21 protein-coding genes are annotated in these 20898 nt (G+C 68.9%); 15 read left to right on the top strand and 6 right to left on the bottom strand.

Annotation, left to right across the window (positions count from 1 at the left end):
• The first annotated feature begins 3 nt into the window (after positions 1-3).
• On the top strand, positions 4-714 hold the full coding sequence (locus AC3A6G_RS24800) for an Asp/Glu/hydantoin racemase (RefSeq protein WP_487862581.1): 711 nt from the start codon (positions 4-6) through the stop codon (positions 712-714).
• On the opposite strand, the gene AC3A6G_RS24805 is transcribed toward AC3A6G_RS24800, so the two are convergent.
• Complete coding sequence (locus tag AC3A6G_RS24805; protein ID WP_487862580.1) at positions 701-2059, bottom strand: NAD(P)/FAD-dependent oxidoreductase; 1359 nt, start codon at positions 2057-2059, stop codon at positions 701-703. The two genes, AC3A6G_RS24800 and AC3A6G_RS24805, sit on opposite strands and share 14 nt — an antisense overlap.
• Before the next feature lie 105 nt (positions 2060-2164).
• On the opposite strand from AC3A6G_RS24805, the gene AC3A6G_RS24810 reads away from it, so the two are divergent.
• Together AC3A6G_RS24810 and AC3A6G_RS24815 are read left to right on the top strand one after the other, a co-directional pair.
• Positions 2165-3013 (top strand): AraC family transcriptional regulator, encoded by an 849-nt coding sequence (locus tag AC3A6G_RS24810; RefSeq protein WP_487862579.1) that lies wholly within the window; start codon positions 2165-2167, stop codon positions 3011-3013.
• Between the two features lie 37 nt (positions 3014-3050).
• Positions 3051-4070, top strand: a complete 1020-nt coding sequence (locus tag AC3A6G_RS24815; RefSeq protein ID WP_487864403.1) for an alpha/beta hydrolase family protein — start codon at positions 3051-3053, stop codon at positions 4068-4070.
• A gap of 6 nt (positions 4071-4076) precedes the next feature.
• Here AC3A6G_RS24815 and epsC read toward each other — a convergent pair whose 3' ends face one another.
• Positions 4077-4991, bottom strand: a complete 915-nt coding sequence (gene epsC / locus AC3A6G_RS24820) for a serine O-acetyltransferase EpsC (protein ID WP_487862577.1) — start codon at positions 4989-4991, stop codon at positions 4077-4079.
• Positions 4992-5191: 200 nt separating this feature from the next.
• Between epsC and AC3A6G_RS24825 the strand changes: the two genes are divergently transcribed.
• Entirely contained in the window at positions 5192-6148 is a 957-nt protein-coding gene (locus AC3A6G_RS24825; RefSeq protein ID WP_487862576.1) for a 5'/3'-nucleotidase SurE, read from the top strand.
• 10 nt (positions 6149-6158) lie between these two features.
• Positions 6159-6866 (top strand): hypothetical protein, encoded by a 708-nt coding sequence (locus AC3A6G_RS24830; RefSeq protein WP_487862575.1) that lies wholly within the window; start codon positions 6159-6161, stop codon positions 6864-6866.
• A 60-nt stretch (positions 6867-6926) separates the two neighbouring features.
• On the opposite strand, the gene AC3A6G_RS24835 is transcribed toward AC3A6G_RS24830, so the two are convergent.
• Positions 6927-7973, bottom strand: coding sequence for a sulfate ABC transporter substrate-binding protein (locus tag AC3A6G_RS24835; protein WP_487862574.1), 1047 nt, complete (start codon positions 7971-7973; stop codon positions 6927-6929).
• 157 nt (positions 7974-8130) lie between these two features.
• Between AC3A6G_RS24835 and AC3A6G_RS24840 the strand changes: the two genes are divergently transcribed.
• From AC3A6G_RS24840 to AC3A6G_RS24870, 7 genes are all read left to right on the top strand, one after another.
• Positions 8131-8406: an oxidative damage protection protein gene (locus AC3A6G_RS24840; protein ID WP_487862573.1), complete on the top strand. Its 276-nt coding sequence runs from the start codon at positions 8131-8133 to the stop codon at positions 8404-8406.
• Positions 8407-8413: 7 nt separating this feature from the next.
• Entirely contained in the window at positions 8414-10282 is a 1869-nt protein-coding gene (gene mnmC / locus AC3A6G_RS24845; RefSeq protein WP_487862572.1) for a bifunctional tRNA (5-methylaminomethyl-2-thiouridine)(34)-methyltransferase MnmC2/FAD-dependent 5-carboxymethylaminomethyl-2-thiouridine(34) oxidoreductase MnmC1, read from the top strand.
• Positions 10283-10331: 49 nt separating this feature from the next.
• Positions 10332-11231, top strand: a complete 900-nt coding sequence (locus AC3A6G_RS24850) for a transglutaminase family protein (protein ID WP_487862571.1) — start codon at positions 10332-10334, stop codon at positions 11229-11231.
• A 192-nt stretch (positions 11232-11423) separates the two neighbouring features.
• Complete coding sequence (locus tag AC3A6G_RS24855; RefSeq protein WP_487862570.1) at positions 11424-12926, top strand: alpha/beta hydrolase family protein; 1503 nt, start codon at positions 11424-11426, stop codon at positions 12924-12926.
• A gap of 90 nt (positions 12927-13016) precedes the next feature.
• Positions 13017-13916, top strand: a complete 900-nt coding sequence (locus AC3A6G_RS24860; protein ID WP_487862569.1) for a LysR substrate-binding domain-containing protein — start codon at positions 13017-13019, stop codon at positions 13914-13916.
• A 16-nt stretch (positions 13917-13932) separates the two neighbouring features.
• Entirely contained in the window at positions 13933-14694 is a 762-nt protein-coding gene (locus AC3A6G_RS24865) for an extensin-like domain-containing protein (RefSeq protein WP_487862568.1), read from the top strand.
• Between the two features lie 104 nt (positions 14695-14798).
• The gene (locus AC3A6G_RS24870; protein ID WP_487862567.1) at positions 14799-15170 is read left to right on the top strand and encodes a VOC family protein; all 372 of its coding nucleotides are present in this window, start codon (positions 14799-14801) and stop codon (positions 15168-15170) included.
• 21 nt (positions 15171-15191) lie between these two features.
• On the opposite strand, the gene AC3A6G_RS24875 is transcribed toward AC3A6G_RS24870, so the two are convergent.
• The 3 genes from AC3A6G_RS24875 to AC3A6G_RS24885 form a co-directional block, all read right to left on the bottom strand.
• The gene (locus tag AC3A6G_RS24875; RefSeq protein ID WP_487862566.1) at positions 15192-15584 is read right to left on the bottom strand and encodes a nuclear transport factor 2 family protein; all 393 of its coding nucleotides are present in this window, start codon (positions 15582-15584) and stop codon (positions 15192-15194) included.
• A gap of 31 nt (positions 15585-15615) precedes the next feature.
• The gene (locus tag AC3A6G_RS24880) at positions 15616-15939 is read right to left on the bottom strand and encodes a DUF2834 domain-containing protein (protein ID WP_487862565.1); all 324 of its coding nucleotides are present in this window, start codon (positions 15937-15939) and stop codon (positions 15616-15618) included.
• A 67-nt stretch (positions 15940-16006) separates the two neighbouring features.
• A complete protein-coding gene (locus tag AC3A6G_RS24885) occupies positions 16007-16825 on the bottom strand; it encodes an AraC family transcriptional regulator (RefSeq protein ID WP_487864400.1) in 819 nt (272 codons plus the stop codon).
• Between the two features lie 166 nt (positions 16826-16991).
• Here AC3A6G_RS24885 and AC3A6G_RS24890 point away from each other — a divergent pair, with 166 nt between their 5' ends.
• From AC3A6G_RS24890 to AC3A6G_RS24900, 3 genes are read left to right on the top strand one after another with little or no spacing between them, the layout of a single operon-like run.
• Positions 16992-17978, top strand: a complete 987-nt coding sequence (locus AC3A6G_RS24890; RefSeq protein ID WP_487862563.1) for a MurR/RpiR family transcriptional regulator — start codon at positions 16992-16994, stop codon at positions 17976-17978.
• Positions 17975-18937, top strand: coding sequence for an isoaspartyl peptidase/L-asparaginase family protein (locus AC3A6G_RS24895; RefSeq protein WP_487862562.1), 963 nt, complete (start codon positions 17975-17977; stop codon positions 18935-18937). Before AC3A6G_RS24890 ends, AC3A6G_RS24895 begins: the two co-directional genes overlap by 4 nt.
• 32 nt (positions 18938-18969) lie before the next feature.
• Entirely contained in the window at positions 18970-20853 is a 1884-nt protein-coding gene (locus tag AC3A6G_RS24900; RefSeq protein WP_487862561.1) for a dipeptide ABC transporter ATP-binding protein, read from the top strand.
• Positions 20854-20898 lie beyond the last annotated feature (45 nt).

Genomic DNA, 20898 nt, shown 5'->3' on the forward strand with positions numbered 1-20898 from the left:
CCGATGACCGGCCGCATCGCATTCCTTCACACCGCGCAGGTGCATGTGCCGAGCTTCGAGCGCCTGGTGCGCGAACTCGCGCCCGAGGTGGAGGCCGGGCACCTGGTGCGCGAAGACCTGCTGCACGAGGCCCGTACCGCCGGCACCGACCACCCCGCCCTGCCCGCCAAGGTGCAGGACGCCATGCGCGAGGCCGCCGCTGCCGATGGTGCGGCGGTGGTCGTGTGCACCTGTTCCACCCTCGGCGACATCGCCGAAAGAACCGCCACCGGCGGCGCCTTTGCGGCCCAGCGCATCGACCGCGCGATGGCCGACCGCGCGGTGCGCGCGGGCCCGCGCGTGTTGGTCGCCGCCGCGCTCGAGAGCACGCTCGAACCGACCCGCGCGCTGGTGCTGTCGGCAGCCGCACAGGCCGGCGTGGGCGTGCGGCCGAGCCCGTTGCTGGTCGCGGGTGCATGGGCCCATTTCGAGGCCGGCGACACCGCGCGCTACATCGAGGTGCTGGTCGACGCGATCCGCGACGCCGCCACGGCAGCCGACGTCGTGGTGCTGGCCCAGGCCTCGATGGCGCCCGTCGCCGACGAACTTGCCGACCTCGGCATCGAGGTGCTCAGCAGCCCGCGGCTCGGCGTGGCGCATGCGCTGGCCACGCTGCGCGCCGCGCACCGGGCGTGGGATGCCGACCCGGTCGGCGGCGCCCTCAATCTGCCTTGAGGATCGTCTCGCCCCTGAGCGCGCCCATGTCGCGGATGTTGAGGCGGTGCCGCTTCCAGCCGTCCCAGGTGCGGCGCATGTGCGTGATCGAGATGAAGTAGTAGAGGACCTTGAACATGCCGAGCGCGCGCCAGATCGGCGTGCCGCGGTAGATGTCGCCGGCCAGCAGCGACATCAGCGCCTCCTTCACGCGGAACGGGTTGCCCGGATGCATGAACATGTCGCGGATCGTGGGGTTCGTCACGCGGTAGATGAACCACGAGTATTCGCGCGGGCCCTTGCGCATCATGGTCTCGAAGTCGCGTCGCGCGGCGGCCAGCGCGGCGGGACGGTCGAGCGCCGTCGCCACCAGTTCGGCGCCGTCGAAGGCGCTGTGCATCGCCAGGTACACGCCCGACGAGAACATCGGGTCGATGAAGGTGAAGGCATCGCCGAGCAGCAGATAGCGATCGCCCGTGGCGTGCGTGCTCGAATACGAAAAGTTCCCCGTGGCGTGCACCGCGTCGTCCACCAGCCTCGCGTTCTTGAGCCGGTCCGCGAGCACCGGGCACAGCGCGATGGTGTCGTAGAAGAAATCCTTCAGCGGCTTGTCGCGCGTCTTCAGGTAGTACGGCCAGCAGACCGCGCCCACACTCGTGGTGCCGTCGGCGAGCGGAATGAACCAGAACCATCCGTGCGCGAACCAGCAGATGCTGATGTTGCCTTCCTTCTTGCCTTCGAGCCGCTCGGCGTTGGTGAAATGGCCGAACAGCGCGGTGCTGTTGTGGTCGGGGTTCTTTTCCTTGCAGCGGAATTTGTTGGCCAGCAGCGTGTCGCGGCCCGTCGCGTCGACCACGAAGCGCGCACGCCAGCTGCGCTTGGCGCCGTCGTCCATCACGGCCTGGACCGTGGCGCCCTCGGCGTCGAAAGCCACGTCGCGCACTTTGCAGCCTTCGATGGTTTCAGCGCCACGCGTCGCGGCATGGCGGAACAGCAGTTCGTCCAGCTCCGAGCGCCGCACCTGCCAGGCCGAGTCGAGCGACCTGTCCCAGCCCTCGGCAAAGTCCACATAGCTGCGGTGCTCGTGGTCGGGCGACACGAACTCGATCCCGAACTTCGGCATGCCGATCTTCTCGACCTGGTCGCGCACGCCGAGCTTGTCGAACAGCTCGACGTTCGCGGGCAACAGCGATTCGCCGATGTGGAAGCGCGGGTGATGCTCCTTTTCGATCAGCACCACCTGGCGGCCCTGCTGGGCAAGCAGCGCCGCAATCGTGGACCCGGCGGGGCCGCCGCCGACGACGAGAACGTCGCAGGAATCAGCAGGGTCGGAGGGCAGCTGGGCGGAAGCTGGAGGTTGGGACATGCGAGGACAGGCTAGGTGGTCAAGGACCGCAAAGCATAGCCTGCACCGCCGGCACTCCGCAAAGTCGGCTAAGCGGCCGGCGCACCGAGGCGGCACACTCCGCCAATGACAGCGCCCCGAGCCGAACATGAATACCGCGAACGCGTGGCACGCGTCGTCGCCGCCATCGTCGCCGATCCGATGGCCGAGCACCATCTCGAGGATCTAGCGCGCCTCGCGCACTTCTCGCCTTTTCACTTTCACCGCGTCTACCGGTCGGTGGCAGGCGAAACCGTGGCGGCGACCGTGCGGCGGGTCCGCCTGGCGCTCGCCACCCAGCTGCTGACGCGCGGCGGCCATAGCATCACGGACGTGGCGCTGAGCGTGGGCTATGAAAGCCCGCAGGCCTTCACGCGCGCCTTCGGCCAGTTCGCCGGGCAATCGCCGCGCGCATTCCAGCAGCAGATGCACGCCGTGGTCCTCAGCCCCGCCCTAACCGCCTCCGAGGTCGGGCCGGTGCCGGAGGTGCGAATCGTCGAGCGCCGCGCGCAGCCGGTGCGTGCGCTGCGCCATCAGGGCCCGTTCTCCACCATTCCCCACACGCACCGCCAGCTGCATGCACATGTCGGAACGCGCAGGGTGTCGGACTGGTTCGGCATCTCGAGCGGCGATCCGGAAGCGCAGCCCGAGTTTCTCTACTACGTGGCAGCGGCCTCGGCAGATCCGTGGCCACTCGGCGACACCGCGCTCGAATCGCTCGACGTTCCCGGCGGCCTCTACGCGGTGCATACCCTTGCGGGCCCCTACACCCGCATCAATTCCGCTGTCTACGCGCTCTACGCGCGCTGGCTGCCGGGCAGCGGCTACGAGCCGGACGACCGCCCGACGCTGGAACGCTACCTGAACTCACCGCACGAGGTCGCACCGGCCGCGCTGCGCACCGAACTGCTGATTCCCATACGGCCCGCTCGCTGACACGTAATCAAGCCTTATCCAGAACACGGAACATTTCATGCCGCTCTTTTTTCTGCGCTCCTTGCTGACATTCGTCTGCCTCGCCGCGCCCATGGCACAGGCCGCGGGCTTCGACACGTTCGAGATACCGGCCAGCGCGGAAGGCCCGGCACTTCGCTCGGCGGTCTGGACGCCGTGCGCCAAACCGGCTGCTGAGTTCCAGCTTGGCCCCTACGCCCTTCGAGGCGTGCGCAACTGCCCGGTTGCGACCGAGTCACGGGCGTTGCCGCTGGTCGTGCTGTCGCACGGCTACGGCGGCTCTTTCCTCGGCCACCACGACACGGCCGAAGCGCTGGCGAATGCAGGATTCGTCGTCGCTGCCATCAACCACTCCGGCGACAACTACCAGGTGCGCGGCGGACCGGCCGACAGCATTGCAGCGCTCGCGACCCGCACGACAGACATCCGGCGCCTCATCGACCACATGCTCCGGCAGTGGCCCGGGCATGCCGTGCTCGACGAGCAACGAGTCGGCTTCTTCGGCTTTTCCAGGGGCGGCTACACAGGCCTCGTGCTGATCGGCGCACAACCGGATTTCTCTCGGCTGTTGTCGCTTGCTCCATCCCTCTGCGCGTCGGCCTCGAAGGCTCCAGCTTGCACGTCGATGCAGCAACGCTACAACGAACTGCTTGCCACACCGCTGGTGCGCGACGCCCGCATCAAGGCCGCCGTCATCGCCGATCCGCTCAGCATGGTGTTCGATGCCGCGGGCTTGAAGAACGTCAAGACCCCCGTGCAGCTCTGGGCCTCCGAGTACGGCGGCGACGGCGTAACGCCCGAAAGCGCGATGGCTGTCCGACACAACCTGCCCGTTATGCCCGATTGGCACCGAGCGGACAAGGCCGGGCATTTCGGCTTTCTCGCACCGTGCACGCCAGCGCTGCTCGCCTCGGCGCCCGAGATCTGCCGTGACGGACCAGGTTTCGACCGCGCGGCTTTCCACGCCGGCTTCAACGCCGAAGTCGCCGCCTTCTTTCGGCGCCACCTCGCCGCGGAGCGCACGAGTTCGCCCCCGTAGCGCTCATCAGGCGGCGGCACCTCTGGGCGCGTTCTGCAGCGTCGCCTGCGTCACGCTCGCCCCCGCCGGCACGTCCTCGGTAACCCAGACGTTGCCGCCGATCACCGCGCCCTTGCCGAGCGTCACGCGTCCGAGGATCGTGGCGCCCGCATAGACCACCACATCGTCCTCCACCACCGGGTGCCGCGGCAAGCCCTTCTGCAGGTTGCCTTGGGCATCTGTCGGAAAGCGCTTGGCGCCGAGCGTCACCGCCTGGTAGAGCCGCACGCCCTTACCGATGACGGCGGTCTCGCCGATGACGATACCCGTGCCATGGTCCATGAAGAAGCCGGCATCGATCTGCGCGCCGGGGTGGATGTCGATTCCGGTCTGCGCATGCGCGAGTTCGGCCACGATGCGCGCGAGCAGCGGCAGGCCGAGCTTGTAGAGCTCGTGCGCGAGCCGGTGGTGGATCATCGCGAGCACGCCCGGATAGCACAGCAGGACCTCGTCCACGCTGCGCGCGGCCGGGTCGCCGTTGTAGGCCGCGAGCACGTCGCTGTCGAGCAGGCGGCGCAGCCTCGGCAGTTCGCGCGCGAACTGCAGCACGGCCGCAGCAGCAACCTCGTCGATCTCGACCGCCGAGCGCGGTTCGTGGCGCGCGTTGAAGTTGAGTTCGAGCCGCGCCTGTACCAAAAGTGTCTGCAGCGCAGTGTTCAGCGTGTGGCCGACGTAGAAGTCCTCGCTCTCGTGGCGTAGCTCGGGCGGTCCGAGCCGCATCGGGAACAGCGCGCCCTTGAGCGATTCGACGACCTGCGCCAGCGCATCGCGCGACGGAAACTCGCGCGCGCCGGGCTCGCGCGAGCGACGCTGCGAATCGCGCCATTCGTTGCGTGCGTCATGCAGCGCGTGGACGATGCCGCTCAGTTCGAATTGAGCCATGTGTTCCTTGCTCCCGTGTGTTTCGAGTTGCGTCCGGTCCGGTCCCGCGCAGGCGACTGGATGGACCTGGCCACCACCACTATAGGAGGGTCGCGGCGACCGTGCATCGTCGCCAAGGCGTCTACGGCCGGCAGTGTGTCATTCGGGTTTCACTGCCGCACCGGACGATGGGGCGACGATCCACTTTCCCCCATGCATTCATGAAGCTTCGAATCGCCGCCCTCGGTGCAGTGGCGGGCCTGCTGGCCAGCCCGGCCTTCGCACTCAACATCTTGGTCGTCAACGACGACGGCCTGACCAGCAACCTCAAGGCGCTCTACGAAGCGCTGAAGGCCGACGGCCACGATGTCATCGTCTCGGTCCCCTGCACCGGCCAGAGCGGCCGCGGCGCCGGCATCGTCATGTACAGCACCGTCACCATCGTGCCGGACGATGATGCAACCCAGGTCAACAAGGAAGGCGGCTGCCACAACGGCGCGGCCAAGACGGGCGAGCCGGCGGTCGGCCCCTTTACCAAGGCCGGCTACACGAACGGCGACTACTTCTACGCGCACGGGACGCCGGTGATGGCCACCATGTACGGCCTCGACGTGCCTGCCAAGGCGCGCTGGTCGAAGGCACCCGACCTCGTGCTGTCGGGCCCCAACGAAGGCCAGAACGTCGGGGGCATCATCAACAGCTCGGGCACGGTCAGCAATGTGCAGTTCGCGCTCGGCCGCGGCATTCCGGCCATCGCCCTGAGCGCCGGCGCCGACACCACCGACAACGCCGGGCTGGCCAACGCCTACTCCCAGGTGGTTGCCGCGCACACGGTCAAGCTGGTGAAGACGCTGCAGGCCAAGGCCGGCAATGGCCCGCTGCTGGCCGGCGGTGTGGCGCTCAACGTGAACTTCCCGAACGCCCCCACCCCCGCGATGACCTGGGCGTTCTCGCGCATCGGCACCTACAACCTGTACAACCTGGCCTTCCGCAACAGCCCGCCGTACGGCCTGGGCGGGCTGGCCGGCAGCGGCACGCCGACGCCCGAGCAGGCAGAGGACGAGTCGCTTGTCATCCAGTCGAAGATCGCGGTCTCGGCGATGCAGTTCGGCTTTGAGCACCGGCCGGCCGGACAGCAGTGGCTGCGCCTGCGCCTGCGCGACCTGTTTGCCGAATGAGGTCCGCCGCATGAAGCGACTCTCACTCTGTGGCGCGGCCACGGCGGCCCTCCTCGTCCTCTGCGCATGTGGAGGCGGCGGCGGCGGTGCATCCGCGGTGTTCCCGCCGGTCGCGCTGCCCACGCAGCCGGAAGCACCCGGTGCTGCCGAAGGGCCTCGGGTGTCGGTAGACGAACTGGGCAGCGGCACGTATGCCGTGAGCATCGGCGACGCCGATGCGCCGACCGTCGGCAAGTACTACGCTGCGGCCGACGGGACGCGGCTGCTGGTGCTCGGTGGCCATGACGACATCGCCAACCAGTCCTACCGCCGCGCGGCCGAACCCGCGGCACGCTGGATCGCCGTGCCGGCGCCGGACCAGGACGTGGCCGTCACGCTGCTCCAGCACCACACGCTGAACACGGCCGAACTTGCCGCGGCGACACTGGCCGGGCGCTATGTGTCGCAGGTCGCAGCCGGGGAAGCCACGGCCTTCAGCATCGCGGCCGACGGCCGGCTGTCGGCGGAACCGGGTTCCGACTGCAAGCTCAGCGGGAGCCTCGCGGCAGGCGTGCTGCCGGGCACGCTCCTGCTCGACCTGCACACGCACGGCTGCGCCGCGCTGCCGGCCTCGGCCAAGGGCGTGCTGGTGGCCGACGCCGACTACGCGCCGGCGCGCTTCCGACTCCTGGCGGACAACGGCGAGCGGCTGATCGACATCTGGGCCTACGCCGAGTAGGAGAACGGCGCCTCGTGCACACCACACCGGGCTCGTCGAGGCGCCTCCTGTCCTGCTTGCCTACTTCTGCTTCGCGGTATAGATCTGGTCGAACGAGCCACCGTCGGCGAAGTGCGCCTTGTCGGCCTTGGCCCAGCCGCCGAACGCCTGGTCGATGCTGACCAGCGTGAGCGTCGGAAACTGCTTGTCGTATTTGGCCCTGGCCTTCTCCGACGTGGGCCGGTAGAAGTTGCGGCCCGCGATGTCCTGGCCTTCGTCCGAATAGAGATAGTTGAGGTATTCCTCGGCCACCGCGCGGGTGCCCTTCTTGTCGACCACCTTGTCGACCACCGCCACCGTGGGCTCGGCCAGGATCGAGAGCGGAGGCACCACGATCTCGAACTTCTCGGTGCCGAACTCCTTCAGCGCCAGGAAGGCCTCGTTCTCCCAGGCCAGCAGCACGTCGCCCACGCCGCGCTGCACGAAGGTGATGGTCGAGCCGCGCGCGCCGGCGTCGAGCACGGGCACGTTGCGGAACAGGTTGCCGACGTATTCCCTGGCCTTGTCGTCGCTGCCGTACTTGCGCCGCGCGAACTCCCAGGCGGCCAGGTAGTTCCAGCGCGCGCCGCCTGAGGTCTTGGGGTTCGGCGTGATCACCTGCACGCCGGGCTTGGCCAGGTCGTCCCAGTCCTTCAGGCCCTTGGGGTTGCCCTTCTTCACGAGGAACACGATGGTCGAGGTGTAGGGCGCCGAGTTGTGCGGCAGGCGCTTCTGCCAGTCGGACTTGACCACGCCGCCATGGGTGACGAGCGCATCGATGTCGCCGCCGAGCGCGAGCGTCGCCACGTCGGCGTCGATGCCGTCGATGATCGAGCGCGCCTGCTTGCCCGAGCCGCCGTGCGACTGCTTGACCGTCACGTCCTGGCCGGTCTTGGCCTTCCAGTATTTGGCGAACGCACGGTTGTAGTCGACATAGAGCTCGCGCGTCGGGTCGTACGACACGTTGAGCAGCGTCACCGGGCCGGCGCCCTGCTGCTTCTGCGCGAACGACGGCAACGCCGTCAGGGCCATGGCGCCGGCCAGGCCGGCACCGAGGGAAAGCTTGATAAAGTCGCGGCGGAGGCGCATGGTGTCTTGCTCAAAAAGGCATATCGATGAAGCCACGTATTCTCAATAAGGCATATGGAAACGGGAACGACCGAGTTCTCAGTTCTAAATAGCCAAATCAACTAAGGCCTGTCAGCAGGCCTTGGCAACCACTTTCCCCACCAAAGGCAATTCAAAAATGGCACGCATGGTTCAGTGCATCAAGCTCGGCAAGGAAGCCGAAGGGCTCGACTTCCCGCCCTATCCCGGAGAACTGGGCAAGCGCCTGTGGGAAAACGTCAGCAAGGAAGCCTGGGCTGCCTGGCTCAAGCAGCAGACGATGCTCGTCAACGAGAACCGGCTGAACCTTGCCGACCTCCGCGCACGCCAATACCTGGCCCGGCAGATGGAGAAGCATTTCTTCGGCGAAGGCGCCGACGTGGCACAGGGCTACGTGCCGCCGCCGTCGAACTGAGCCTGCCTTGGCCGCCGAGCCCGTCGCCTGGCGCGCCGACGGCCTGCCGTTCAGCGAACGCTTCGGCAACCTCTATCACACCGAAACCGGGGCACTGGCGCACGCGCGCCATGTGTTCCTCGACGGCTGCCGCCTGCCACAGGCGTGGACGGGGCGACCGCAATGGCGGGTTCTCGAAACCGGCTTCGGGCTGGGCCTCAATTTCCTGACAACCTGGCAGGCCTGGCGTGCGGACGCCGGCAGGCCCGGGATGCTGCACTTCGTCTCGGTCGAGGCCCATCCCGTCGCTGCCGACGACCTGCGTCGCGCCGCCCGGGCCTACCCCGAACTCGCGCCCCTGGCCGCCACATTGGCCGGCCAGTGGCATGGCCTGCTGCCGGGCTTTCATCGGCTGGCATTCGACGACGGCCGCGTGCTGCTCACGCTCTGCATCGGCGACGTGCAGCCGATGCTGCGCGTCCAGCGCTTCGAGGCCGACAGCATCTTCCTCGACGGCTTCAGCCCGCAGAAGAACCCGGCGATGTGGTCGCCCGAGACGCTGAAGGCCGTGTCGCGCTTTGCCCGCCAGGGCACCGGCCTCGCCACCTCGACCTCTTCGCGCGCAGTGCGCGATGCGCTCGCGCAGAACGGCTTCCAGATCGAAACACGCCCGGGCCTTTGCTCCGAACGCGACGGCCTTGCCGCCGAGTTCGCACCCGCCTGGACCGTGCGGCGCCGCGACCCGCCGCCGGCGCAGGCCGAACCGGGCCGCTGCGCCGTGGTGGGCGCTGGCCTGGCGGGGGCCGCCGTGGCCGCGAGCCTGGCGCGGCGCGGCTGGCAGGTCACGGTGCTCGATGCGGCCGACCGGCCCGCGGCGGGCGCTTCCGCTCTTCCAGTGGGTTTGATGGCGCCACATGTGTCGCCCGACGACGCGCTGCTCTCGCGGCTCACGCGCGCGGGCATTCGCGCCACCTGGGCCGAACTCGAACGCCTGCTGCCCGAGGGAAGTGACTGGCGCGCCAGCGGCGTGCTCGAGCGCCGGCCCGACGGCGACCTTCGCCTGCCGCCCGGCTGGCGCGAGGACGGCCTGAACGAGTCGTGGCGCGCGAGCGCCGCGCGATGCGCCGAAGCGGCGCTGCCGGCCGACGCGCCCGCGCTACGGCATGCGCGCGCGGGCTGGGTGCGCCCGGGCCGATTGGTCGAGGCCTGGCTGCGCACACCGGGCGTTGCTTTTTGCGGCCGGTCGGCCGTGGCGCAGTTGGTCCGCGGTGGCACCGGCTGGCAATTGCTGGACGCGGCGGGCACGCTGCTGGCCGAAGCCGATCGCGTGGTGATTGCGGCCGGGCATGGATCGCATCTGTTCGCCCCGGCGCTGCCGCTGCAGCCGGTGCGTGGCCAAGTCGCCTGGGGCCTTGTTTCCGGTGCGCCCGTGGCAGGCGCCCTGCCCGCCGTGCCGCTCAATGGCGACGGCCACCTGATCGCCAGCGTGCCCGAGCCCGACGGTGCCCAGCTCTGGCTCGCGGGCGCCACCTACGACCGCGACCGCACCGACCTGGCGCCCGACCCGGCCGATGCTGCGGCCAACCGGGCGCGGCTCGAACGCCTTGCGCCCGCCGCCGCGGCCGCGCTGGCGCCGGCCTTCGAAGGCAATGAGGCCAGGGCCTGGGTCGGCATTCGTTGCGCCTCGGGCGACCGCCGGCCGCTGGCCGGTCCGCTCGGCGAGCCCGGTCTCTGGACCTGCACCGCCCTGGGCTCGCGCGGCCTGAGCTTTGCGGCGCTGTGCGCCGAATTGATCGCGGCGCGCTGGCACGGCGAGCCGCTGCCGCTGCCCGCCAGGATGGCCGAGGCGCTGTGCACTTCGCGCACGCAGGGGCCCGCCATCGATTCCGCAACATAAGTCCGGCCACACGGGTCCCGCGCACCGACAAGGCCGCAGAATGCGTCGCATGGCCATCCACTACGACATCATCCACACCACCGTCTACCGCTACAAGAAGCCCGTGAGCTTCGGGTTGCACCGCGTGATGTTCCGCCCGCGCGACAGCCACGACCTGCGCGTGCTGGCCACCGACCTGCAAGTGAGCCCCGATGCGATCACACGGCTCATCCAGGACCCGCATTCCAATTCGGTGGCCATGGTGCAGCCGCTCGGCGATGCGACCGAGCTGCGCATCGTCTGCGCCTTCACGATCGAGCATGTGCCCGCGCAGCAGGACCATCTCGCGCTCGATCCGTCGGCCGAATACCTGCCGTTCGCGTACTCGGTGCAGGAGCGGCTCGACCTCGAGCATTACCTGCGCCCGCACCACGACGACGACGATGCCGGCACGCTGATCCGGTGGGCCCACCAGTTCCTGCATACCGACCAGCCCAACAGCACGCGCGAAGTGCTCACGCGCATGAATGCGCACATCGGCGGCAGCTTCAAGTACATGGCGCGCGACGCCGAAGGCACCCAGACGCCGCTGCAGACGCTGGCGCTCGGCAGCGGCAGCTGCCGCGACTACGCGCTGCTGATGATGGAAGCCGCGCGCCGGCTGGGCATTGCGACACGCTTCGTCTCGGGCTACATCTACGACGCCGCGCTCGACACCGCCGCACGCGCGCACGGCGAATCGATGACCGGCGCCGGCACCACGCATGCCTGGCTGCATGCCTACCTGCCGGGCGCCGGCTGGCTCGCCTTCGATCCCACCAACAACCTGATGGGCAGCGGCCAGCTGATCCGCGTCGCGGTCTCGCGCGACCCGGCGCAGGCCGCGCCGATCTCGGGCAGCTGGTATGGCGAGCCCGATGCGTTCGAGAGCCTCGAGGCCACGGTGGTCGTGACCAAGCGCGACGCCTGAGCGCGCGCCGGTTTGCGCCGGCTGTCGCACAGGAGATAGCAGGTACGGGAAAGCCCGGGCCGGGCAGCGGGCCGACGCCTCTACGCTGCCCCGCCGGTCCAGCGAAATAGCACGGTCGTTCTCGACGGAACGCCAGGCTGCGCTGCGCCGGGCATCTTCTTCTCAGCACCCAAGAACGGAGACAGACACCCCATGCATTCCGCGCGCCTGACACTTCTTGCCCTTGCAGCCAGCCTTGCCGTCGCATCTTGCGGCGGGGGCGGCGGAGGCGGCAACGGCTTTGCCTTCCTGCCCGTGCCACCGCCCGCGCCGGCGCCCGAACCGCCGGCACCGCCTCCGCCGCTGCCCGAAGAGACGCGCCTGCAGGACAGCCGCAACGCCTTCGCCCCTGCCGACCCGTCGGCCACGACTTTCGCGGCGCTCGCCGCCGATGCGAGCGATACGGTGGACAACAGCACCACCAGCCGCTGGGCCGGGATGATCGGCGGCGCGCAGTACCGCGTCGAGGTGCCCGCCAACTGGAACGGCAAGCTCGTGATGTACGCGCACGGCTACGCCGGCGAAGTCAATGTGCTGTCGGTGAGCAATCCCTCGATCCGCCGCCACCTGATCCAGAACGGCTATGCCTGGGCGGCATCGAGCTACAGCAAGAACTTCTACGACGTGCGCGTCGGCGTCGAAGACACCAACGCGCTGGCGCTGGCCTTCAACGACATCGCCAAGACCAACGGCCGCGAGCTGGCAGCCCCTTCGAAGGTCTTCATCACCGGCCACTCGATGGGCGGCCACATCACGGCCGCCGCCATCGAGGACGAGACCTACGCCACCGCCAACCACAAGATGAAGTACCACGGCGCGGTGCCTATGTGCGGCGTGATGGGCGACACGGAGCTGTTCGACTATTTCGCGGGTGCGCAGGTTGCAGCGCAGGCACTGGCCGGGCTGCCCAGGTACCCCACCGTCAACTGGTCGGACATCGCGCCGCAGGTCACGCAAGCGCTCTACACCACCTTTCCGAGCGCGCCCACGCCCACGGGGTTCAAGTTCGGTTCCGTGGTGAAGAACCTGACCGGCGGTGAACGCCCGATGTTCGACCTGGGCTTCACCGCGGGCGGCTCGTTCGGTGCGGTGTGGGGCACGTTCGGCAGCGACGGCACGGTCAACGGCATCCTCAACAAGAGCACGCTCGACACGAATCGCTTCACGTACGCCATCGACGGCGACGAGCCCGGTACCCTCGCGCTGAACAATGCGGTGCTCAAGCTCACCGCGGCGCCCGACGCCAACCGCCTGCGCACGGATGGCCTGCGCTGGATTCCGAAGGCGAACGGTGAGTTCAGCGTGCCGGTGGTCTCGTTGCACACGCTCGGCGACCTCTACGTGCCCTTCAGCATGCAGCAGATCTACCACCAGCGCGCGGCCGCCAAGGGCAATAGCGGCTGGCTGGTGCAGCGCGCCATCCGCGGCATCTCCCACTGCGACTTCACCATCGCCGAACAGGTCGAGGCTTTCGACGCGATGGTGAACTGGGAAGCCGACCCGGCCCAGAAGCCGGCCGGCGACGACGTGATGACCGCCGCCACGGTGGCCGCGCCGACCTACGGCTGCACCTTCACCCGGCCGCTTGGCGCGGTGGACGAAAGCGGCACCAGCAAGGCCACGCGCCCGAACGCGGCCGCGGCGCGCCCCTGCTGATCGGCGCGTGACCCGGCGCGGGCGGCATCGCCGCCGTCCGCGCCCCATCGATCGCTGCTCAGCTTGCGCCGCGCACGCAAAATGGCGGCAATGAGAAAAGACATTCCGAACCTGGGCGCGCTGCAGGCCTTCGAAGCCTCGGCGCGGCTCGGGAGCTTCACGCGCGCGGCGGCCGAGCTGGCGCTCACGCAAAGCGCCGTCGGCCGGCAGGTGGCCATGCTCGAGCAGCGGCTGGGCGTTGCGCTGTTCTCGCGCGTGCGGCAGCGCCTCACGCTGACCGACACCGGGCGCGAATACGCGGCGCGCATCCGCCGCCACCTCGACCAGATCCGGCGCGACACGCTCGAGATCAGTGCCGGCCACGACATGGGCTACGTGCTCGAGATCGCGGTAGTGCCCACCTTCGCGACCCAGTGGCTGATCCCGCGGCTGCCCGACTTCGGCCACGAGCACCCGAACATCACCGTGAACCTGTCGGTGCGCACGCAGCCCTTCTCGTTCGAGGACAACGCCTACGACGCCGCCATCTACTTCGGCGAGCAGTCCTGGCCCGGCACGCAGGGCGGGCTGATCTTTACGGAGGGCGAGATGGTGCCGGTGTGCAGCCCCGCCTTCCGCGACGCCAACGCCCCTTGGGACGAAGCCACCTTCGCGCGCTGCCGCCACGTGCACCTGGGCACGCGCGCGCAGGCCTGGCGCGACTGGTATGCGCAGCAAGGGTGGGACTACACCGTGCAGGCCTCGCGCGGGCCGCGCTACGAGCTCTTCACCATGGTCACCGCCGCGGCCGCAGCGGGCATGGGCATCGGCCTCGCGCCGCGCATCCTGGTCGAGCGCGAGCTGCGCACCGGCGAACTCGTGGTTCCGATCGACCGGCACCTCGACGTGCGCCAGGGCTACTACTTCGCGCATCCCGAAGACGGCCCACCATCGGAGGCGCTCGCGCACTTCAAGCACTGGGTGCTCGCGCGGCGCGACAGCGCCAGCTGATCCGGACAGGCATTTCATGGAGCCGCCTCGCGCGCCCTCGTCTCCTTCTCGCCGTGGCCGGTGGCTCGGACTGGCCCTGTGCGCCGCGCTCGCCGCAGGCGTGTGGGCCGTCGCGAGCGGCAAGGTCGAAATTCCCGAGCGCTTCAACCCCTGGGCGCCGCTCGATGTCGCGGCCGCGCCCGACTGGCTCACCGACTTCAAGCTCGCCCGCGCCCGGCGCGACCCCGCGCGCTGCCTCGCGGCTCTGGCCCAGACCGGCATGCAATACGACCAACTGCCCGACCGCGTCACCGGCCCCGGCTGCGGCTTCGAGAACGCTGTGCGGCTGCGCGGCGCGGGCGTGCGCCTGGGCACCGCGCCCTCGTTGAGCTGCCCGATGGCGCTCTCCTTCTTCATGTGGGAGAAGCATGCGCTGCAGCCGGCCGCCCGCCAGCACTTCGGGCAATCGGTGGTGGCCATCGACCACCTCGGCAGCTATGCCTGCCGCAACATCAACCGCGGCGAAGGCGCCGTGCCGGGCGCTTCGCGCAGCCGCCATGCGACGGCCGATGCGCTCGACGTTGCCGGGCTCACGCTTGCGAACGGCCGACGCATCAGCGTTCAGCGCGACTGGACGACGGCCGGTTCGAGCAATGCGGGCACGCCTGCCGCGCTGCTGCTGCGCGATGCGCACCAGGGCGGCTGCCGCTTCTTCGATGGCGTGCTCGGGCCTGAGTACAACGCGGCGCACCGCGACCATCTTCACTTTGAAACGGGTGGGTTCTCGATGTGCCGCTAGTGGCGTGCGGCACTGGTGGCGACCGAGTGGGTTGCCGCAGCCGCCGCTTGTGCCTAGCATGCAAGCGTGCATCCCCAACCCGTGCCTGCCAGGAGAAAGCCGTCATGCAGCTACGCACCGCGCGCATTTTTGTTCGAGACCTGCCGGGCGCATCGCGCTTCTACGAAGAGGTGCTCGGCCTGCCGCTCAGGGCCGGGCAAGCGCAGCAAGGCTATTGCGTGTTCGACGCCGGCCCCTTGAGCCTGGTCGTCGAGCACGTGGACGCGGATGCCCCCGCGGAGGACCAGGTTCTCGTCGGGCGTTTCACCGGCTTGTCTTTCGACGTGGCTGACGTGCAGTCGACCTACCAGTCGCTGTCCTCGCGCGGCGTCGCGTTCTCGGGACTCCCGGAGCGCCAGGACTGGGGCGGCATCCTTGCGACGCTGCGCGATCCTGCCGGAAACGAACTGCAGCTGGTGCAGCAGCCCGCGCGATAGCGAGCACGGCACGCGGGCGCCTCAGTCAATCGCGTCGCGCCACAAGCCCGTATCGGTGATCTGCTGCAGCCCTGAAAACCGCGTCCCGTCGTATTCCCAGAAATGCGCAAACGGAGCGTTCAGTACTTTGCCGGTTTCCCTGGCAGTGCCGCTGTAGGTGCCTCGGACGATCAGCATTTCGCCTGCATCGAAGAACTGGTCGACCTTCACATCGAGCTGGAACAGCTGGTCGACCAGCGCCCATGCCTCGCCCATCATTGCGTGCAGACCGCTGTAGCTCTTCCCCAGGCCTCGTGGCAGGCCGGGAGATAAACGGCCCCTGAAGTCGTCGCTAAGCAATCGTTGCAGCGCATCGGCATCTCCGCTGTTCAGCGCCGCGTACAGATCGTTGCCATTGGTCAAGATGTTGATCATGAACAGACTTTTCCGGTCAGCATTTCACCCTTCATCGCACCACCCGCCGCAGCGCGATGTACAGCGGCAATGTGAAGGCGAGGCCGATTCCGAATGTCAGCACGACATAGACCCACGGCCGACGAACACCCGCGGCGGGTGCATCTTGCAGCACCCATACCGAGAACGCCGCAGCCGCCAGGTAGACGTCCCAGGTGATGCCTGCGACCAGCTTGTTGGCCGACACGGCGGCGATGAAAGACGCCGGCGCGAAGCTGCCGCCGCTCAGGAGGAACCCGATATTGAAATACCAGGGAACCACCAAGCCGAAGAGTGCAAGGATGAAGAAGGCAAGGTTTCGGTTCGTCGGCGACATCCAGGCATCCTATGAACCCTGCGCTGCGGCCGATAGGAAAAATCCGACATCGGCCTGTACGCTACTGTCACTGCGCCGTACCTACCGCAAGCGCCCAATTTTCCGAGTCACGCTGGCGAGCGCTTTCAACCAGTGAGCGCAGCGAAGCGCCGGCCAACATGCGCAGGTCGCGTGCCATGTGCGATTGGTCATAGTAGCCATGCTGCAATGCGAGCCCTGCGCCTGTCGCGCCTGTGGCAAGGGCGTCGCGCAGCAATCCTTCCGCGCGGGCTACGCGCTGGAACAGCTTCGGCGTCAGGCCGAAGGTCCCGGCGAACACTCGCTCGAACTGCCTCGCGGAGAGGCCCACGGCATCGTGAGGAGACCCTCCCCGCAGGGCCGCCTGCTGCAGTCGCGCCGCTCGACGCGCCCGCTGGCAATGCACTTCCTCGCGGAGGCGCTGGCGTGCGAACGCCAACAACGATGCCAAGCGCCTCTGTGGGATTGTTTCTGCCCTGATGCATTCGACCAGCCGCGGCCAGGCGTAGCCGAAAACGTCAGCCGCATCGGCAAACTGGTGCGGAAGGGACAGCGGGCTCGCTTGCAGCAGCCCCAGCGTCCCCGGCGGCTGCAACCGCAGCCCGGCATAGCACAGCCGAGGCGTGCGATAGAGCGTGAGCGGCACTGCGCGAGCGGTGCCCACGAACCCGGCAGGAAGCGGAACAAACGCACCCGACGGCGCCTGGACGAAGAACTGGCCCTCGAGAACCAGAACCAGCCCCCCCTCGACCAGCGCGGGAAAGTGGCAGGGTACCGGTTGCGTGCCCGGGGTGTTGAAGCAAAGGTGCACCGCCATCGAAACCCAGGCGCTCACCTCGGGATACGGCCGCGCGACATGGAGTTCCATCGGCGAATTATCGGACTCGCGCGCCCTCGGGGAAGTGCATCGGTTGAACCCTCTGCCGTCCATCCGTTTGCACTCTTTCGACCCAAAATGACAAAAAGTTTTCTTTTTTGTCTTATATTTGAAAAGAAGTTTTCACGAACACCCGGTACGGGTTCACCATCCACGCATGAACGGCACCAACGTCGACTCCAACGGCACCACCGTGGCCCAGCGCATCGCGCAAGCGCTGCCGCGCCTGACGCGCTCGCACCGGCAGGTGGCCGACTACGTGCTCGAGCATCCGCTGCAGGTGGCCACGTTGCCTATCGACGAGCTGGCTGCGGCCGTGGGCGTGTCGATTGCCACGGCCAACCGCTTTGCGCGCGCGCTGGATTTCGACGGCTACGCCAGCTTTCGTGCCGAGCTGGTGCGGGGGTTCGAATCGCTGGTGGCGCCGGTGGAGCGCTTGCGCGGCAACCTCGAGCGGCCCACCACGGTGGCCGAAGTGTTCGCCACGGCGCTCGACGAGAGCCGCCGCAACATCGAGGCCACGCGGCAGTCGCTGGACCACGCGGCGTGCGAGGCCGCGGTGGCGCGCATCGGCCAGGCCCGCTCGATCTACATCGCGGGCTTCGGCGCCAGTGCGTGGCTCGCCGGGCTGCTGCAGCACGGGCTCGACGGCAGTTGCAACGACGTGCGGCTGCTCTCGAGCGTGAGCGGCGTCACGCACGCCGCGCGCACGCTGATGCATGCGGGCCCGCAGGACCTGTTCATCGCCCTGACCTTTCCGCGCTACCTGACCGACACGGTGGCGCTGGCGCAGATCGCGCAGCGCCAGGGCTGCGCGGTGCTGGCGCTGACCGACCGCCCCAGCTCGCCGCTCGCGCCGCTGGCCGACGTGGTGCTCTATTGCCAGACCGAAACCAGCTACCGCCCGAACTGCGAGACCAGCGTGCTGGCGCTGATCGAGGCGCTGACCAGCGCGGTGGCACTGCGCGCGCCCGGCGCGGTGCAGTCGGCGAGCCGAATCTTGCAGGCGGTGCGGCCGTGGCTGCACGGCGGGCAGGGGCTGGCCCGGGGCGCGGTGGCGCCCCGGCAACCCGCCGAAGCTGCCGCGCCCTCCGCACCGAAGCGCCGCAGCAGCACGAAGCAGAAAAAGAAAGCCAAACCATGACGAATCGAACGCCCGTCATCGCCATCCACGGCGGTGCGGGCACCATCAGCGCAGCCACGACCGGCCCGGGCCAGGCACAGGCGTATCTCGACGCGCTGGACGGCATCGTGCGTGCCGCGCAAGCCTTGCTGTTGAAGGGTGCCCCGGCACTCGATGCGGCCTGCCTCGCGGTGGAGCTGCTCGAGGAATGCCCGCTCTTCAACGCGGGCCACGGCGCGGTGTTCACGCACGACGAAACGCACGAGCTCGACGCGGCCGTGATGGACGGCGCGACGCTCGCCGCGGGCGCGGTGGCCGGTGTGTGCCACATCCGTCGGCCGGTGCGCGCCGCGCGCGCGGTGCTCAACGACGGCGCGCACGTGCTGCTGGCCGGCGCGGGCGCCGAAGCCTTTGCGCGGCAGCACGGGCTCGAGATGGTGGAACCCTCGTTCTTCTCGACCGAGGCGCGCCGCCAGCAGCTGCATCGCGTGCGCGACACGGGCCGCGTGGTGGTCGACCACGAAGGTGCCGCGATGGCCGCGGCCACGCCGCTCGACGAAGACCGCAAGTTCGGCACCGTGGGCGCAGTGGCGCTCGACGTGCACGGCCACCTCGCCGCGGCCACCTCGACCGGCGGCATGACCAACAAGCGCGTGGGCCGCATCGGCGATTCGCCGCTGATCGGCGCGGGCACCTATGCCGACGACCGCACCGCGGCCGTGTCGTGCACCGGCAGCGGCGAAATGTTCATCCGCGTGGCGGCCGCCTACGACGTGTGCGCGCGCATGGCCTACGGCGGTGCAACCCTGGCGGCGGCAACGCACGCGGTGGTGCAGCAATCGCTGCCGGCCATCGGCGGCACGGGCGGGCTGATCGCGCTCGACCGCCACGGCAACCTGAGCCTCGCCTTCAACACCGAGGGCATGTACCGCGGCCATGCGCGCGGCGGCGAAACGCCGGTCACCGCCATCTTCGCCTGACCCCCACGCCCCACTTTCATTCCGCTTCGCCCATGTCTTCACCTGCCCTCAATCTGCCGGACGGCCGCGTTCTCGCCGTCGACGACCTCACCGTGCGCTTCTCCACGTCGGAACGCACGGTCGATGCGGTCAAGAAGCTCTCGTTCCACGTCGACCACGGCGAAACGCTCGCGGTAGTGGGCGAATCGGGCTCGGGCAAGTCGGTCACCTCGCTGGCGCTGATGCGCCTGGTGGAGCATGGCGGCGGCCGCATCCTCGACGGGCGCATGGCGTTCCGGCGCCGCAACGGCGAAGTGCTCGACCTGGCCCAGGCGCGCGACACCGAGATGCGCAACATCCGCGGTGCCGACATCGCGATGATCTTCCAGGAGCCGATGACCTCGCTGAACCCGGTGTTCACCGCGGGCGACCAGATCGCCGAGGCCATCCGCATTCACCAGGGCAAGTCGAATGCGGCGGCGCGCGCCGAGGCGCTGCGCATGCTGGAGCTGGTGCGCATTCCCGAGGCGCGCAACGTGCTCGACCGCTTTCCGCACCAGCTCTCGGGCGGCATGCGCCAGCGCGTGATGATCGCGATGGCGCTGTCGTGCAAGCCGCAGTTGCTGATCGCCGACGAGCCCACCACGGCGCTCGACGTGACGATCCAGGCGCAGATCCTGCAGCTGATCCGCGAACTGCAGAAGGAGATGCGCATGGGCGTGCTCTTCATCACGCACGACATGGGCGTGGTGGCCGAGATCGCCGATCGCGTGCTGGTGATGTACCGCGGCGACAAGGTCGAGGCCGGCACTGCCGACGCGGTGTTCGCAGCACCGCAGCATCCCTACACGCGCGCCCTGCTCTCGGCCGTTCCGAAGCTCGGCGCCATGCAGGGCACCGACCTGCCGGCCAAGTTCGAGCTGCTGCGCAACACCGAGACCGGCGCGCAGGCGGTGCCGCCGGCTGACGCGGCAGTACCGCACGACACCGTGCGCCAGAACACCGGCCCGATCCTGCGCGTGCGCGACCTGGTCACGCGCTTCGACGTGCGCAGCGGCATCTTCGGCCGCGTGAAGCGCCGCGTGCATGCGGTCGAGAAGATCAGCTTCGACCTCTATCCCGGCGAGACGCTCGCGCTGGTGGGCGAATCGGGCTGCGGCAAGTCGACCACGGGCCGCTCGCTGCTGCGCCTAGTCGAAAGCCAGAGCGGCGCGATCGAGTTCGGCGGTCAGAACATCCGCGAGCTGCCCACGCGCGAGCTGCAGGCGCTGCGCCGCAACATCCAATTCATCTTCCAGGACCCGTTCGCCTCGCTCGATCCGCGCGTGACGGTGGGCTTCTCGATCATGGAGCCGCTGCTGATCCACGGCATCGCCAAGGGTGCCGAGGCGCAGCAGCGCGTCGACTGGCTGCTGCAGAAGGTGGGCCTGCCGCCCGAAGTGGCGCAGCGCTATCCGCACGAGTTCTCGGGCGGCCAGCGCCAGCGCATCGCCATTGCGCGCGCACTGGCACTGAACCCGAAGGTGGTGGTGGCCGACGAGTCGGTCTCGGCGCTCGACGTGTCGATCCAGGCGCAGATCGTGAACCTCATGCTCGACCTGCAGCGCGAGCTGGGCGTGGCGTTTCTCTTCATCTCGCACGACATGGCCGTGGTCGAGCGCGTCAGCCACCGCGTGGCCGTGATGTACCTCGGCCAGATCGTCGAGATCGGTCCGCGCCGCGCGGTCTTCGAGGCACCGCAGCACGCCTACACCCGCAAGCTGATGGCGGCGGTGCCGGTGGCCGACCCGGCGCGCCGGCACAAGCCGCACGCGCTGCTCGAAGGCGAGATCCCGAGCCCGATCCGCGCCGTGGGCGACGAGCCCGAGGTGCCGCCGCTGGTGCAGGTGGCGCCGGGGCACTTCGTCGCACGCCACGCCATCGGCGGCGCGTTCTGAGTACGCGCCTTTCCTTTTCTCAACCCGCGGGAGACATCCTGCTTT

This window comes from Variovorax sp. Soil_C_26, from assembly GCF_057657075.1.

Bases quoted from the DNA above. Each gene is read 5' to 3' on its own strand.
- AC3A6G_RS24800 (WP_487862581.1), top strand. From the start codon at position 4: ATGACCGGCCGCATCGCATTCCTTCACACCGCGCAGGTGCATGTGCCG.
- AC3A6G_RS24805 (WP_487862580.1), bottom strand. From the start codon at position 2,059: ATGTCCCAACCTCCAGCTTCCGCCCAGCTGCCCTCCGACCCTGCTGAT.
- AC3A6G_RS24810 (WP_487862579.1), top strand. From the start codon at position 2,165: ATGACAGCGCCCCGAGCCGAACATGAATACCGCGAACGCGTGGCACGC.
- AC3A6G_RS24815 (WP_487864403.1), top strand. From the start codon at position 3,051: ATGCCGCTCTTTTTTCTGCGCTCCTTGCTGACATTCGTCTGCCTCGCC.
- epsC (WP_487862577.1), bottom strand. From the start codon at position 4,991: ATGGCTCAATTCGAACTGAGCGGCATCGTCCACGCGCTGCATGACGCA.
- AC3A6G_RS24825 (WP_487862576.1), top strand. From the start codon at position 5,192: ATGAAGCTTCGAATCGCCGCCCTCGGTGCAGTGGCGGGCCTGCTGGCC.
- AC3A6G_RS24830 (WP_487862575.1), top strand. From the start codon at position 6,159: ATGAAGCGACTCTCACTCTGTGGCGCGGCCACGGCGGCCCTCCTCGTC.
- AC3A6G_RS24835 (WP_487862574.1), bottom strand. From the start codon at position 7,973: ATGCGCCTCCGCCGCGACTTTATCAAGCTTTCCCTCGGTGCCGGCCTG.
- AC3A6G_RS24840 (WP_487862573.1), top strand. From the start codon at position 8,131: ATGGCACGCATGGTTCAGTGCATCAAGCTCGGCAAGGAAGCCGAAGGG.
- AC3A6G_RS24850 (WP_487862571.1), top strand. From the start codon at position 10,332: ATGGCCATCCACTACGACATCATCCACACCACCGTCTACCGCTACAAG.
- AC3A6G_RS24855 (WP_487862570.1), top strand. From the start codon at position 11,424: ATGCATTCCGCGCGCCTGACACTTCTTGCCCTTGCAGCCAGCCTTGCC.
- AC3A6G_RS24860 (WP_487862569.1), top strand. From the start codon at position 13,017: ATGAGAAAAGACATTCCGAACCTGGGCGCGCTGCAGGCCTTCGAAGCC.
- AC3A6G_RS24865 (WP_487862568.1), top strand. From the start codon at position 13,933: ATGGAGCCGCCTCGCGCGCCCTCGTCTCCTTCTCGCCGTGGCCGGTGG.
- AC3A6G_RS24870 (WP_487862567.1), top strand. From the start codon at position 14,799: ATGCAGCTACGCACCGCGCGCATTTTTGTTCGAGACCTGCCGGGCGCA.
- AC3A6G_RS24875 (WP_487862566.1), bottom strand. From the start codon at position 15,584: ATGATCAACATCTTGACCAATGGCAACGATCTGTACGCGGCGCTGAAC.
- AC3A6G_RS24880 (WP_487862565.1), bottom strand. From the start codon at position 15,939: ATGTCGCCGACGAACCGAAACCTTGCCTTCTTCATCCTTGCACTCTTC.
- AC3A6G_RS24885 (WP_487864400.1), bottom strand. From the start codon at position 16,825: ATGGAACTCCATGTCGCGCGGCCGTATCCCGAGGTGAGCGCCTGGGTT.
- AC3A6G_RS24890 (WP_487862563.1), top strand. From the start codon at position 16,992: ATGAACGGCACCAACGTCGACTCCAACGGCACCACCGTGGCCCAGCGC.
- AC3A6G_RS24895 (WP_487862562.1), top strand. From the start codon at position 17,975: ATGACGAATCGAACGCCCGTCATCGCCATCCACGGCGGTGCGGGCACC.
- AC3A6G_RS24900 (WP_487862561.1), top strand. From the start codon at position 18,970: ATGTCTTCACCTGCCCTCAATCTGCCGGACGGCCGCGTTCTCGCCGTC.